13 protein-coding genes are annotated in these 12,974 nt (G+C 69.2%); 4 read left to right on the top strand and 9 right to left on the bottom strand.

The annotated features are described in order from the left end of the window. Positions 1-43: 43 nt before the first annotated feature. Together ligA and JK358_RS39620 are read right to left on the bottom strand one after the other, a co-directional pair. Positions 44-2,122 carry an NAD-dependent DNA ligase LigA gene (gene ligA / locus JK358_RS33335; RefSeq protein WP_201955381.1) on the bottom strand — a complete coding sequence of 693 codons (2,079 nt, stop codon included), beginning with the start codon at positions 2,120-2,122 and terminating at the stop codon, positions 44-46. Positions 2,123-2,311: 189 nt separating this feature from the next. Then, on the bottom strand, positions 2,312-2,461 hold the full coding sequence (locus tag JK358_RS39620) for a hypothetical protein (RefSeq protein ID WP_232852374.1): 150 nt from the start codon (positions 2,459-2,461) through the stop codon (positions 2,312-2,314). Positions 2,462-2,473: 12 nt separating this feature from the next. Here JK358_RS39620 and JK358_RS39615 point away from each other — a divergent pair, with 12 nt between their 5' ends. Further along, the gene (locus JK358_RS39615) at positions 2,474-2,740 is read left to right on the top strand and encodes a cytochrome P450 (protein WP_232852361.1); all 267 of its coding nucleotides are present in this window, start codon (positions 2,474-2,476) and stop codon (positions 2,738-2,740) included. Between the two features lie 33 nt (positions 2,741-2,773). On the opposite strand, the gene JK358_RS40515 is transcribed toward JK358_RS39615, so the two are convergent. Then, complete coding sequence (locus JK358_RS40515; protein ID WP_201955375.1) at positions 2,774-3,322, bottom strand: YdeI/OmpD-associated family protein; 549 nt, start codon at positions 3,320-3,322, stop codon at positions 2,774-2,776. Between the two features lie 113 nt (positions 3,323-3,435). Here JK358_RS40515 and JK358_RS33320 point away from each other — a divergent pair, with 113 nt between their 5' ends. Further along, on the top strand, positions 3,436-3,855 hold the full coding sequence (locus tag JK358_RS33320; protein ID WP_201955372.1) for a PPOX class F420-dependent oxidoreductase: 420 nt from the start codon (positions 3,436-3,438) through the stop codon (positions 3,853-3,855). A 10-nt stretch (positions 3,856-3,865) separates the two neighbouring features. On the opposite strand, the gene JK358_RS33315 is transcribed toward JK358_RS33320, so the two are convergent. Together JK358_RS33315 and JK358_RS33310 are read right to left on the bottom strand one after the other, a co-directional pair. Next, the gene (locus JK358_RS33315; RefSeq protein WP_201955371.1) at positions 3,866-5,743 is read right to left on the bottom strand and encodes a serine/threonine-protein kinase; all 1,878 of its coding nucleotides are present in this window, start codon (positions 5,741-5,743) and stop codon (positions 3,866-3,868) included. A gap of 113 nt (positions 5,744-5,856) precedes the next feature. Continuing rightward, positions 5,857-6,651, bottom strand: coding sequence for an ArsR/SmtB family transcription factor (locus JK358_RS33310; RefSeq protein WP_201955564.1), 795 nt, complete (start codon positions 6,649-6,651; stop codon positions 5,857-5,859). A 202-nt stretch (positions 6,652-6,853) separates the two neighbouring features. Between JK358_RS33310 and JK358_RS33305 the strand changes: the two genes are divergently transcribed. Beyond that, positions 6,854-8,080 (top strand): AAA family ATPase, encoded by a 1,227-nt coding sequence (locus JK358_RS33305; protein WP_307817862.1) that lies wholly within the window; start codon positions 6,854-6,856, stop codon positions 8,078-8,080. A 31-nt stretch (positions 8,081-8,111) separates the two neighbouring features. Continuing rightward, positions 8,112-8,504, top strand: coding sequence for a hypothetical protein (locus tag JK358_RS33300; protein WP_232852335.1), 393 nt, complete (start codon positions 8,112-8,114; stop codon positions 8,502-8,504). Positions 8,505-8,523: 19 nt separating this feature from the next. On the opposite strand, the gene JK358_RS33295 is transcribed toward JK358_RS33300, so the two are convergent. Genes JK358_RS33295 through JK358_RS33280 form a run of 4 tightly spaced genes read right to left on the bottom strand, consistent with a single transcriptional unit; the run spans position 8,524 to position 12,204 of the window. Then, positions 8,524-8,769: a hypothetical protein gene (locus JK358_RS33295; RefSeq protein WP_201955356.1), complete on the bottom strand. Its 246-nt coding sequence runs from the start codon at positions 8,767-8,769 to the stop codon at positions 8,524-8,526. 53 nt (positions 8,770-8,822) lie between these two features. After that, positions 8,823-9,866, bottom strand: a complete 1,044-nt coding sequence (locus JK358_RS33290) for a methionine synthase (protein WP_307817861.1) — start codon at positions 9,864-9,866, stop codon at positions 8,823-8,825. Beyond that, positions 9,863-10,984 carry a tRNA 2-thiouridine(34) synthase MnmA gene (mnmA, locus tag JK358_RS33285; RefSeq protein ID WP_201955354.1) on the bottom strand — a complete coding sequence of 374 codons (1,122 nt, stop codon included), beginning with the start codon at positions 10,982-10,984 and terminating at the stop codon, positions 9,863-9,865. The genes JK358_RS33290 and mnmA overlap by 4 nt, the downstream gene beginning before the upstream one ends. Beyond that, entirely contained in the window at positions 10,984-12,204 is a 1,221-nt protein-coding gene (locus JK358_RS33280; RefSeq protein ID WP_201955351.1) for a cysteine desulfurase family protein, read from the bottom strand. Before JK358_RS33280 ends, mnmA begins: the two co-directional genes overlap by 1 nt. Between the last annotated feature and the right edge of the window lie 770 nt (positions 12,205-12,974).

The raw sequence follows: 12,974 nt of genomic DNA, 5'->3' as shown, positions 1-12,974 counted from the left end.
TGCGCCGGGGCAGGCCATTCCCACCTCGGCGCACCGTGCCGGGCTACCGCATCGCCTCCGGACCTTCGTCCAGGAGCTTCTTGAATCCGGCCTCGTCGAGAATCGGGACGCCCAGCTCCTCGGCCTTGGCGGCCTTGGAACCCGGGGCCTCGCCGATGACCACGAACGCCGTCTTCTTCGAGACCGAACTCGCGGCCTTGCCGCCGCGAACGAGGATGGCCTCCTTCGCGCCGTCGCGAGTGAAGTCGACCAGGGAGCCCGTCACCACGATGGACAGGCCCTCGAGATTGCGTTCGATGGATTCGTCGCGCTCGTCCTCCATGCGCACGCCCGCGGCCGTCCACTTGTCGACGATATCGAGATGCCATGCGACGGTGAACCATTCGGCCACGGCGGCGGCGATGGTCGGGCCGACGCCGTCGGTGGCGGCGAGTTCCTCGGCGGAGGCCGCGCGAATACGGTCCATACTGCCGAAGGCCGAGGCCAAAGCCCTTGCGGCCGTGGGGCCCACGTGCCGAATCGACAGGGCCACCAGGACCCGCCACAGCGGACGGTCCCTGGCCGCTTCGAGATTGGCGAGCAGGCGCTTGCCGTTCTGCGAGAGGGTGCCGCTCTTGTTGGTGAACAGCGTTGTGGTGAGCAGGGTTTGCTCGTCGAGAGAGAACAGGTCACCCTCGTCGCCGATGGCATTGGACTTGAGCAGATCGATGGCAGCCTCGTAGCCGAGCGCCTCGATATCGAACGCGCCGCGGCCCGCCACGTGGAAGACGCGCTCACGCAACTGCGCCGGACAGAACTGCTGGTTCGGGCAGCGGATATCGGCGTCGCCCTCCTTCTCCGGGGCGAGTTCGGTGCCGCACTCGGGGCAGTGGGTGGGCATGACGAATTCGCGTTCCGCGCCGGTGCGGGCATCCACCACCGGGCCGAGCACCTCCGGGATCACGTCACCGGCCTTGCGGATGGTGACGGTATCGCCGATGAGCACGCCCTTGCGCTTCACCTCGGCGGCATTGTGCAGGGTGGCCATGGCCACCGTGGAGCCCGCGACCGTCACGGGCGCCATGACCGCGAACGGCGTAACCCGGCCGGTACGACCGACATTCACCTGAATATCGAGGAGTTTGGTGGTGGCCTCCTCCGGCGGGTACTTGTACGCGATGGCCCAGCGCGGGGCCCGCGAGGTCGCGCCGAGCCGGCGCTGCAGCGAGAACTCGTCGACCTTGATGACCTGGCCGTCGATCTCGTGCTCGATATCGTGGCGGTGCTGACCCCAGTAGGCGATGCGCTCGACCACCGCGTCCGCGCCCTGCACCCGAATGGTGTGCGCCGACACCGGCAGACCCCACGCCGCCAGCGCCCGATACGCCTCGTACTGCGATTCGGGAGCCCAGCCCTCGATCCGCCCGAAACCGTGGCAGATCATCTTCAGCTTGCGGCGCGCGGTGACCGCGGGGTCCTTCTGCCGCAGCGAGCCCGCCGCCGTATTGCGCGGATTCGCGTACGGCGGTTTGCCTTCCGCGACGATCGAGGCATTGAGCGCCTCGAAATCCTCCAGCGTCATGAAGGCTTCGCCGCGCACCTCCAGCAGCTTCGGGATCGGGAACTCGCCGCTGGGCTTCAGCACATGCGGGATGTCCTCGATGGTGCGGGCGTTGAGCGTGACGTCCTCACCCGTGCGGCCGTCGCCGCGGGTGGCGCCACGCACCAGTTTGCCGTCCTGGTAGACGAGGTTGAGGGCGACACCGTCGATCTTCACCTCGCACACGTAGTGGATATCGGTGCCGGTGTCGGCCTCGACGCGGCTGATCCACTGCCGCATCTCGTCCTCGCTGAAGACATTGTCGAGCGAGTACATCCGCTCGAGATGATCCACCGGCGCGAACTCGGTGGTGAAACCGCCGCCGACGACCTGGGTCGGCGAATCGGGGGTGCGTAGATCCGGATGCGCCTCCTCCAGGCCGACCAGCTTCTGGAACAGCTCGTCGAATTCGCCGTCGGTGATGATCGGCGCGTCCCGCACGTAGTACCGGAACTGGTGGTCGCGCACCTCCTCGGCCAGCTGCTGCCACTCGACGCGCTCGTCCCCACTCGCCGGGGTGATCTCGATGCCCGATTCGCTCACACCAAGCACAGTAGCCGAGGCCACCGACACTCCCGCGCGACATTCCCGCACGTCGCGCGCATAAGCGAGCGATTTTCCGGCATGCCGGGAAGCGGGTTTCGGACGAGTTCGCGGCCGCCACTGGAACCTGCTGCGCGACACGGCGGCCATCGAGGCGGCGGCCGGGCTGTCGCCGCACTCCGGGGCGCTCTACGCGCACTTCGGGTCCAAGGAGCAGGTGCTGTCGGCGGCCGTGGAACGCGCCATCACCACCGCCGAAGCCGGATTCGCGCTCGCGCCGATGCTGTCGCTGGGGAATCTGGAGGCCGAGCTCACGCTCATCGCACGCGGGTCGCTCATCCTGCTCACCAGCTGGCGCAATCTGATTCGGCGCACCGCGACCCGGGCCACTGGGAAAGCCCGGACGAATTCCTGCCCGGCCGGAAAACCAACGGCCACTTGGCCTTCGGCACAGGCATCCACTACTGCATCGCCAATGCCCTGGCCCGGCTGGAAGCCCGCATCGCCCTCGAGGCCCTGGCCGCGCAGGCCCCCGGGCTCACCCGCGCGGGAGTACCGGCCCGCATCCAAAGCCCTGTCCTGCGCGGGCTCCGCTCGCTGCCTGTGCGGCTGGGCTGAGGGCGGCCGACATCGCGTCGCAGCCCTCGCGGCTCAGCGAGTTTCGAGGGCTGAGAGGGCTTTCGCGAGGCGGGTGGCACGGGCCCGGTCGGTTCGGGCGCGCAGGAGTTCCAGGACGATCGCGTATTGACGAGTGCGATCCAGGGACTCGTAGGCGGTGGCCGCGGCCGGGTGGCGGCGTAGCTCATCGGCCAGATCGGGCGGGACGGTGAAGGTCGCCTGGGAGGGGTAGGCGGCCTGCCAGCGGCCGTCGGCCCGCGCGGCGGCGACCTCGGCCAGGCCGGGTGCGCGCATGCGGCCCGCGGCGGTGAGCTGTTCGACCTTGTCGACGTTCACCTGGGACCAGTGGCTGCGCGGACGGCGCGGGACATACTTCTGCAGGTAGTACTGGGCGTCCAGCCCCTTGCGCTGACCCGAGATCCAGCCCCAGCACAGGCCCACGTCGACCATCTCGTCACTGGTGATCGAGGGGATGCCCGAGCCCTGCTTGGCCACGCGGATCCACACCCCCTCAGGGGCGCCGTGATTGGCTTCGAGCCAGGCGTCGAAGGCCGCCGCATCGGAGAAGGTCACCGCATCCACAGGGCAAGCCTGCCAGAGGGCACCGACACAGATCCGCGTCGCGGGTACGGGCCGCGGCGGGGCTCGTACCCGCGTGGGGGAACACCGGCGGTGCGACGCCGGTTCCACCACATATGGACCTCGCGACAGCAACCGCGTTCGCTCGCACCAACCACAAATCGGTGCTCGCCACCATGCGCCGCGACGGGCGGCCGCAGCTGTCCAATGTGCTGCACTGGGTGGGCGACGACGGCATCATTCGCATCTCCGTCACCGCCGACCGGGCCAAGTACCGCAACATCCAGCGCGCGCCCTGGGCCGCCGTGCACGTGCTCCGAGACGACTTCTGGGCCTACGCCGTCCTGGAGGGCGACGCCGAAATCTCTCCCGTAGCAACGGAAGTCGACGATCCGACGGTGGATGAACTGGTCGCCTACTACCGCGCGCTCAGCGGCGAACACGAGAACTGGGACGACTACCGCCGCGCGATGGTCACCGACCGCCGCGCCGTCGTCCGCGTCACGCCGACGCGGGCCTATGGCACGGCCGGATGACACCCCCGGATCACTCCTGGGCGTAGACCTTGATCACCGTGCCGTCGATGTCGGCGGCCAGGTAGCCCGCGCCGCTGTATTCATTGGTCAGGTAGATCAGCACTGTCGGCTTGTCGTCGTTGAAAGTCCATGCGGGATTGACGATCACGTAGCGCAGGTTCGGGTTCGGGACATTGAGCTTCTCCTCGGCGGTCTTCCAAAGACCAGGCAGCGCATCCCAATTGATCGAGCTCAGGTCCACGGTGGTCTCGCCACTGGAGAGCGTGCCACCGGGCCCCTTACGGGAGGCCGTACCGTCGCGATAGACGTACTCGTCGTAGTATTTGGGCCTATCAGCCAGGGGCGCACCGGAATTCGCGTAGGTCGGATAGAAAACCGTCTCGGTGAACTGCTTCCCACCGGTGGCCTTCTCCAGGGCGGCGATCACCCCGCGCACCCCGTCGGGCGTCAGCAACCCCACCCCGTCGCCCTGCGTGGTGTTCACCGTGGACGTGGGCCCTACCACCACGCCACCCGTGGGCAGGTCCGACGGGATGACGATGCCCGACGGCAGCGCAAGCCCCGTGGTCTCACCCGTATTCGACTGCGAGTCACCGGATTCAGACATCACCGACACCACCGCGACAAGCACCGCGGCCGTGGCCAGACCCGTGATCACCCACCAGCGATTCAGCCCACGCTCACGGCGACCCGGCGGCGCGGGAAGCGGCGCGGAACCCATCGGCCCCGCAGGCGGGCCGAGGTGCCCGGAACCCATCGCGCCCGGATGCGATCCACCCGGCCCGGAACCCGCCCAACCCGCCTGCGGCGTCGCCGGGTTCGTACCGGGCCAACCCCCCGGTGTGGCACCGGATGTCGATCCACCCACGGCACCCTGCGGCACACCAGGGCTGGTTGCACCCCAGTTGCCTTGCGGCAGAGGCGGTCTCGATCCCACCGCACCCGCCTGCGGCACGCTCGGCGCACCCGCCTGCGGCACGATGGGACCCGAGCCGGAGCCCGGCGCCGATGTCGAGGCCGGGCCTCCCGGCGCGAGGTCGAAGCGAGGGGCGACCGTCGCCCCGGGTGTGCCCATGACTTCGGCGAGCAGCCAGTCGGTCTGGTCGAGGGTGGGGCGTTGATTGGGGTCGGGGACGAGGAGGGCGCGCAGGGCGGTGGTCAGGGCGCCGGCGCGTTCCGGGTGCGGGACTTCGCCCTTGAGGACTGCGGCCAGGGTGGCGACGGTGGTGTCGCGGCGCATGGGGTGGTAGCCCTCGACCGCCACGTAGAGGACCAGCGCCAGCGACCACAGATCGGAGGCGGGGTGGCCCTCCTCGCCCTGGAGGCGTTCGGGGGCCACGTAGTCGAGGGAGCCGACCACGCTGCCGGTGGAGGTGAGGCCGTTCATGCCGTCGATGGCGGCGATGCCGAAGTCGGTGAGGACGGGCGAACCGTCCTCGCGCAGCAGCACATTGGCGGGTTTGATGTCGCGGTGCAGGACGCCGGTGGCGTGCGCGGCGCGCAGGGCGGCGAGCAGGCCACGGCCCAGGAAGGCGGCGTGCGCGGGGGCGAGCGGGCCCTGGGCGAGCAGGTCGGCGAGACTGCGGCCGCGCACCAGCTCCATGACGATCCACGGGTGTTCGAGATCGGGCGAATCCACGATGTGGTGGATGGCCACCACATTCGGGTGGCCGATCCGTGCCAGGGCGCGCGCCTCGCGCAGCACGCGCTCCCGTTGCACCGCGGCCGAACCCGGTGCGCCGTCCGCGTCGGCGGCGCGCACCTCCTTCAATGCCACTTCGCGATGCAGCATGAGGTCGTAGGCCCGCCACACCGTTCCCATACCGCCGCTACCGAGCGGCTCGAGCAATTCGAAGCGCCCGTCGACCACTGTCCGCCCGGAAATCACGGCGCAAGCCTATTGGTATCGCCTCGGCAACGCGAGATGCTGGTACACCGTCCGGTCCGGATGGTGGCCGAGGCCACGCGGAACCGGTGGCGGCGCGGCGGCCGCGCCCCGGGCTACGCCTCCGGATCCGGCAGGGTCTCACCGGTTTCCAGCAGCGTCTTGAGGTTGGACAGGATGGCGGGCCACCCCTCGGTGATCCCGGCGAGCATGGTGCTGCCCGACTCGAAGCCGTCGTGCACCACCGTGAGTTTCACCATCTCGCCCACGGGTTCGATCTCGAAGGCGACCTTGGACCGCCGCTCGGCCATCAGCTTCGCGGTGTCCTCGGGGCTGAAGCCGAACTGCTCGCCGAAGGCGGTGTCCACCGAATGCCAGGTGTAGGCGAGCCGGGTGTACGGGCTGGATTCAAGGATCACCTGTTCGGGATCCTTGCTCACCCAACCGGATTGCTCCCAGGTCATGGCCGAGCCGGTGCGCCAGTCGGTGTCGAAGGTGGCGCCCCAGTAGCGCTTGGTGAAGGCCGGATCGGTCAGGGCCTGCCACAGCTTCTCGGGGGTGGTGCGGATGTAGCTGGTGTAGACGAATTCGTCGCTCATGATGTCGCTCTCCAATGCGGATTTGAGGTCCGCGAGTGCGTGCAGGCGCCCGCGGTCGTAGCGGTTGATCCAGCGGTCGGCGATGGCGTTGACGGGTTCGGGGTTGAGGTAGTGCAGTTTCTCGCGCCCGCGCCGCAGCGTGGTGACCAGGTTGGCGGCCTCCAGCACGGCCAGATGTTTGCTGACGGCCTGGCGGGTCATGTCCAGCCCGGCGCAGAGTTCGCGCAGGGTCTGGCCGTTGCGGTCGTTCAGGCTGTCGAGCAGTCTGCGGCGACTCGCATCGGCCAGGGCCTTGAAGACGGCCTCGAACATGTCATCCACCAGGGTGCCTCACCCCTCCTGCCCTCGCTTTACGCAACCTTTTGGTTGCATGAGCCAGAATAGGCAACCTTTTGGTTGCACGTCAAGGCCCTCACGGTCCCGGCTACCGGAAGCTACTCGCGTGTCCGAAACGAGAGAGTCGCCTTTCCGCGTCGCGACCGGCAGGATATCGAGGGTGTTGCGCAGTTTTCAGGTGACTAATCACCGATCCCTCGCCGAGCCGCAGGAGTTGCGGCTCACCCGTGGCAACGGGCCGGTTGCCACCCCCGTGACCGCCGTCTACGGCGCGGCCGCCACCGGCAAGTCCGGATTGGTGGATGCGCTCGAGCGGATGCGCGACGCCGTCCTCAACTCCGTCACCGGATGGGACCCCTACTCCGGCCCGGTGCGCACCCCGCACCTCGGATTCGCGGACCGCCCTTCGGAATTCGTGGCGCACTTCGTCGCCGAGGGCTGCCCCTACACCTACGGGTTCCGGCTCGACAACGCCGACGTCACCGCCGAATGGCTGTGGTCGCATCCGCACAACCGCAAACGCGTCGTCTACGAACGCGACGGCGAGGACATCCGCATCGGCCCCCAATTCGAGGCCGCCCGTTACGGATTGGGCGCGGTCGTCCCCCTGGTGCGCCCGAACGCGCTGCTGCTCAGCCTGTCCGGGCAGCTCTACGCCGAGCCGCTGGTACCCGCCTACCGCTGGTTCCAGTCCCTGCTGGAAGTCCAATGCGGGCAACCGGATCCACAGGAACTCGCCCACCGCGTCGGCAGCCACATCTCCCGCTCCACCGACCACGCCGTACGCCTGCTCACCCTGCTGCGCGCGGCCGACGTCGGCATCACCGATCTGCTGCTGCCCACCGACGATCCCATGTACGCCGACTATCTGCGCGACCTGGACAACGACATCGCGGGCACCACCAAGGAGATCGAGGCCTGCACCAGCTCCCCCAGCTACGCCGAGGAGCTCTTCCTCGAACACGGCATCACCGTCACCCTGCTGCAACGCGAACTGACCAACCTCTACGCGGCCCGCGACGCGCTCTACTCGCGGATGGTGGCCCGCCGGGGCGTCGGCCTCGGACTGGTCCACGAGGGCATCGACACCGCCTTCGACATCACCGACGAATCCACCAGCACCCTGGCCATGCTGCGCCTGCTGCCACCCATGCTCGACGCCCTCGACGCCGGCGGCGTGCTCGCCGTGGACGATATCGACGCCCACCTCACCCCCGAAGCGGCCGATCGGCTCATCCAGCTGTTCCAGAACCCGGAGACCAATACCGAAGGCGCGCAACTCCTCTTCACCACCGCCAACCGCCCGCTCATCGACCGCGGCAACGGGCGCTCGCAAACCAAGCGCACCACGGTCTGGCAGCTACGCCGCACGCCCGAAGGCACCTCGGAACTCGCCGCGCACTGAGGGCGCGGCGCTCCCGCCTAGCATGGAAGACATGCTCCTACAGCTGACGTTCCTCCTGCTGATGATCGGCTCGCTCGTCGCCCTGTTCATGTACTTCCGGCGCAGGAGCGAGGGGTCCATGGCGAGCCCGGAATCCGGCACGCTGTACGTCACCGGTGTGAGCCCGCGCCCCGACGCGACCGGCGAACAGTACGTCACCCTCGCCGGGCACATCTCCAGCCCGACGCTGGTGGCCCACGAGGTCTACGGCCGCTTCGCCTGGGACGTCAACCAGTGGCCCTCCCCCGGCGACCAGATCCCGGTCGTATACCCGGCGGGCAAACCCGACCACTGGCAGATCGGTCATCCGGGCGCGCGCCCCTACCTCGGCAGCAGCCGCCGCGACCAGCCGGGCAACGGCCCCCAGGAGGGCAAACAGCTCTAGCCGGACAGGTGCCCGCCGCTCAACAGCCGCCACCGCCACCGCCGTCTCCTCCGCCTCCGCCGCCGCCGCAACCTCCGCCGCCGCCACCGCCGTCCGAGCCACCCCAGCCGCCCCAACTGCCGCCGTCCGAGCCGCCTGAGCCGCCTGCGGCCCAACCTCCTCGCGAGCTACGACCGGTGCGGCGGCTGCCGCCGGAGGAACGGACGACGAGGAACACCACCAGGGCGATCGCGGCGATGATGCCGAAGAAAATCAGTGTCTCCATGCGGGGAAATCTATGGAGGGCCCGGGGTTTGCAATACCTGACAGGTGTCAGGGTCAGTCGAAGGTGAGCGCTTCCGGCTCGTCGGCGTAGGCGTGCGCGGTCTCCGCGGCCAGTGTCAGGGCCTGGCGCGCCCAGGACAGCGGTGCGCCCGCCAGCCCGCAGGCCGGGGTGACCAGGATTTGTTCGGCGAGCAGTCGGCGACGGAAACCGAGCCGATCGATCAGGCGCACACCGGGTTCGGCGATTTCCCGCCAGGTCTGCGGGACGGCCGGAGCGGTGGTCGGGATCAGGCCGAGCGCCAGATACTTTCCGGCATCGAGGATTTCGCCGATCCGGTCGAGATCGCGGGTACCGATGGCGGCCATGTCGAAACCGACGGCGGCTGCGGCGCTCCTACGCAGGAACCCGAGGGCCGGGGCCGCCGCGCAGGTGTGCACCAGCACCGGACCGGACTGCGCGCCGATCACCGCGTCGAGGGTGTGCAGCGCTTCCGGTTCGGGCATGGCGCGCACCGTGTTCAAGACGCTGACGCCGCGCAGGGTGCCGTCCAGCACGTCGGTCAGCAGCGGCTCGTCCAGCTGCACGAGCACATCCGCGCCCAGCCGCTTGCCGACCTCGGCCGCGTGATTGCGCAGCCCCTCCGCCAGCGACTCCGAAAGATCGCGCAGCGCACCGGAATCGGTCAGCACCCGATGACCGCCCGGCAGTTCCACCTGCGCGGCCAGCGACAGCGGTCCCACCGCCTGCACCTTCACCGGCCGTCCGGAACCAGCGAAACCCGCTGTCTCCCAAGCCTCTTCGAGCGCATCCAGATCGGACCGCAGCAGATCGTGCGCCCGCCGCGCCACCGCACCGGGCCGCGCGGCCAGCCGGTATCCCCTGGTGGTGCTGTCGAACCGCATCTCCACCAGCAGCGCCGAGGACCGCCCGATCATGTCGGATCCCACGCCGCGCGCGGGCAGCTCCACCAGATGCGGCAGTTCACCCAGCTCGCCCACGATGGTGGCGGCGGCCTCCCGCGGATCGGCCCCGGGCCACGAACCGACCCCGGTCGCGATTCCGCCGCGCAGCCGGAATCGGTCTTCGCCGCTGGTCACCGGGCGTTGTCCGAGACCAGTTCGCTTGCGTACGTGTGAGGTTCGCGCTCGGTGCCGGAAATGGTGCCGCTGCCGAGCACTTCGTCGCCGTCCGCGTCGGGACGGTAGAGGACCACGGCCTGGCCCTTGGCCACACCGGTGAGGGGTTCACGCAGGCGGACCACCAGGCCGCCGTCCACCGCCTCGGCCACCGCGGGGGCGGTGCCGCCGTGGGCGCGGACCTGGGCCACGCATTCCACAGGGCCGGAAGGGGTTTCGCCGGACGTCCAGATGGCGCGGTCGGCCAGGACCGTCCAGACCTCGAGGTCGGCGGCGGAACCGACACGGACGGTGCCGGATTCGGGGTCGATCTCGGTGACGTAGCGGGGCTTGCCGTCGGCAGCGGGGCCGGGCAGGCCGAGGCCCTTGCGCTGGCCGATGGTGAAGCCGTGCACGCCGTCGTGATCGGCGAGCTTGGTGCCGTCGGCATCGAGGACCGCGCCGGGGCGGACGCCGATCTTCGCGCCGAGGAAGGCGCGGGTGTCCCCGGAGGGGATGAAGCAGATGTCGTGGCTGTCGGGCTTGTTGGCCACGGCCAGGCCGCGCTCGGCCGCCTCCTCGCGGATCCGCGGCTTGGGGGTGTCGCCGACCGGGAACATGGCGCGTGCGAGCTGATCGGAGGTCAGCACCGCGAGCACGTAGGACTGGTCCTTGTCGGCGTCGACGGCCCGGCGCAGCACGCCGTCCTCGAGCCGGGCGTAGTGCCCGGTGACCACGGCGTCGAAGCCCAGCGCGACCGCACGATCGGCCAGCGCCGAGAACTTGATCTTCTCGTTGCAGCGCAGGCACGGGTTCGGGGTCTCCCCCGCGGCGTAGGCGGCGACGAAGTCGTCGATCACGTCTTCCTTGAAGCGGTCCGCGAAATCCCAGACGTAGAACGGGATTCCGAGCACATCGGCGGCGCGACGGGCATCGCCCGCGTCCTCCTTCGAGCAGCAGCCGCGCGACCCGGTGCGCAGCGTGCCCGGTGACGCCGACAGCGCCAGATGCACGCCGACCACCTCGTGTCCGGCGTCCACGGCGCGGGCTGCCGCCACCGCGGAATCCACGCCACCACTCATCGCGGCAAGTACACGCACTAGAAGCCTCCCTTCGCTCCGGCCAGTCCGGCCGCCTTCGCCCGCTCGACCACCTGCGGCAGCACGGCCAGCACGGCGTCGATATCGGCGTCGGTCGAGTTGTGTCCCAGAGAAAATCGCAGCGACCCACGCGCCAGCGCCGGTTCCACGCCCATGGCCAGCAGCACATGGGAAGGTCCGGCGACACCGGCATTGCAGGCCGATCCGGTCGAGCATTCGATGCCGGCGGCATCGAGCAGCATGAGCAGCGAATCGCCCTCGCAGCCCGGGAAGGTGAAGTGGACGTTGCCCGCGAGCCGCCGCTCCCCCGTCGCGCCGTTGAGCACCGCGTCCGGCACCACCGCCCGCACGCCGTCGATCAGCCGATCCCGCAGCCGCTCCAATTCGACTGTGCGCGTAGTCATTCCACGCACCGTCTCGCGAACCGCGGCGGCCAGCCCCACCGCGCCCGGCACATCGGAGGTGCCGGAGCGCAGATCGCGCTCGTGCCCGCCGCCGTGCAGCATCGGCACCGCCGCCACCTGCCGGCCGAGCAGCAGCACCCCGACCCCGTGCGGCCCGCCGACCTTGTGCCCCGCGAAACTCGCGGCGGCCAGGCCACTCTTGCCGAAATCCACCGGCAGCTGCGCCGCGGCCTGCACCGCGTCACTGTGCATGGGCACATCGAATTCCTGTGCCACCGCCGCCAATTCGGCGATCGGCTGAATGGTCCCGACCTCGTTGTTGGCCCACATGACACTCACCAGCGCGGTGTCCTCGGCATGCGCCGCCAGCGCCTCACGCAGCGTCCGCGGCGAGACGACCCCCTCGGAGTCCACCTCCAGCCACGTCACGACCGCGCCCTCGTGCTGCTCCAGCCATTCGACCGTATCCAGCACGGCGTGATGCTCGACAGCGCTCACCAGAATCCGGGTGCGCTGGGGATCGGCGTCGCGGCGCGCCCAGTAGATCCCCTTGACGGCGAGATTGTCGCTCTCGGTCCCGCCCGAGGTGAAGATCACCTCCGAGGGCCGCGCCCCCAGTCCCGCCGCGATCGACTCCCGCGCCTCCTCCAGCAGCCGCCGGGCAGCCCGCCCGGACCCGTGCAGCGAGGACGCGTTCCCCGTCGTCCCCAGCGCAGCGCACATCGCCTCGACAGCGACCGGGAACATGGGTGTCGTGGCCGCGTGATCGAGGTAGACCGTCTGGGCACCGACCGGACCCGGGAAAGCCGACTTCATGACCGATAAAGCCTATCCCATCGTTGACCTGCGCAACCTTGGGGTATCCCCCGGGCGTCTACGAAATCTCTACGATTCTGCACACGATGTGCGCAACCCATCGACCGCCGTCGGGTATTCCCCGGGCCCGGCCCCGGCACGCTTCCCGCAAGGCCGGGCGGGTGCAGCGGGCACGGCCACCAGCCGTCGCCCCTGACAACGGCTAGTCACATCGCTCGGCGATGCCCTGGCTCACCACGCACGTCCAGCGCAGTGAGCGCCTAGTCACTCGCTCCCGCTCACCCTCGGTCTATAAACCTGAGAATCCTCCTGCTCGCGGGGAAAGCCGGGGCCGCCATGCCAGTGACAGGGTGCCCAGGTTCACACGATCGAGCGGGAGTAGATCCGATGGACGGACATCTGGACTGCTGGCTGAGCACCGACGAGGTCTACGCCCGGCTCAAGATCCCACCCAAATCTCTTGCCAACTGGGCTTCAGCCGGCAAAGGCCCCCGGCTTCGCCAGGATCGGGAGATACAGGCGCTACCACATGGACGACCTGATGGCGTGGGAGCAGGCAATGCTGGCCCGGGGCGGCGGCACCCACATTCAAATTACCGATAACCACACTGCTGCTCGAAACGACCAGAAATAATTCCCGACACCGATCCATATTCCATTGCCATTTGTCGGCAAATCAAAAGAGGCGCAGGTGAATACACAGCGACCGATTCCGGCCCTGCGCGCCTTGCCGCCCCAGCATATTGGCGAGGGCTTCACCGTGCTGATCG

It is taken from the genome of Nocardia acididurans (assembly GCF_016741815.1).
In the GTDB taxonomy this organism is placed as follows: domain Bacteria; phylum Actinomycetota; class Actinomycetes; order Mycobacteriales; family Mycobacteriaceae; genus Nocardia; species Nocardia acididurans.
The sequence above is the reverse complement of the archived record's forward strand: the minus strand, read 5'-3'. Positions and strand labels throughout refer to the sequence as shown.

Coding starts and splice junctions, on each gene's coding strand:
- JK358_RS39620 (WP_232852374.1), bottom strand. CDS start 2,461: ATGAGCGACCCGCGTGCGATGAGCGTGAGCTCGGCCTCCAGATTCCCC.
- JK358_RS33320 (WP_201955372.1), top strand. CDS start 3,436: ATGGACCTCGCGACAGCAACCGCGTTCGCTCGCACCAACCACAAATCG.
- JK358_RS33310 (WP_201955564.1), bottom strand. CDS start 6,651: ATGTTCGAGGCCGTCTTCAAGGCCCTGGCCGATGCGAGTCGCCGCAGA.
- JK358_RS33300 (WP_232852335.1), top strand. CDS start 8,112: ATGCTCCTACAGCTGACGTTCCTCCTGCTGATGATCGGCTCGCTCGTC.
- JK358_RS33295 (WP_201955356.1), bottom strand. CDS start 8,769: ATGGAGACACTGATTTTCTTCGGCATCATCGCCGCGATCGCCCTGGTG.
- JK358_RS33280 (WP_201955351.1), bottom strand. CDS start 12,204: ATGAAGTCGGCTTTCCCGGGTCCGGTCGGTGCCCAGACGGTCTACCTC.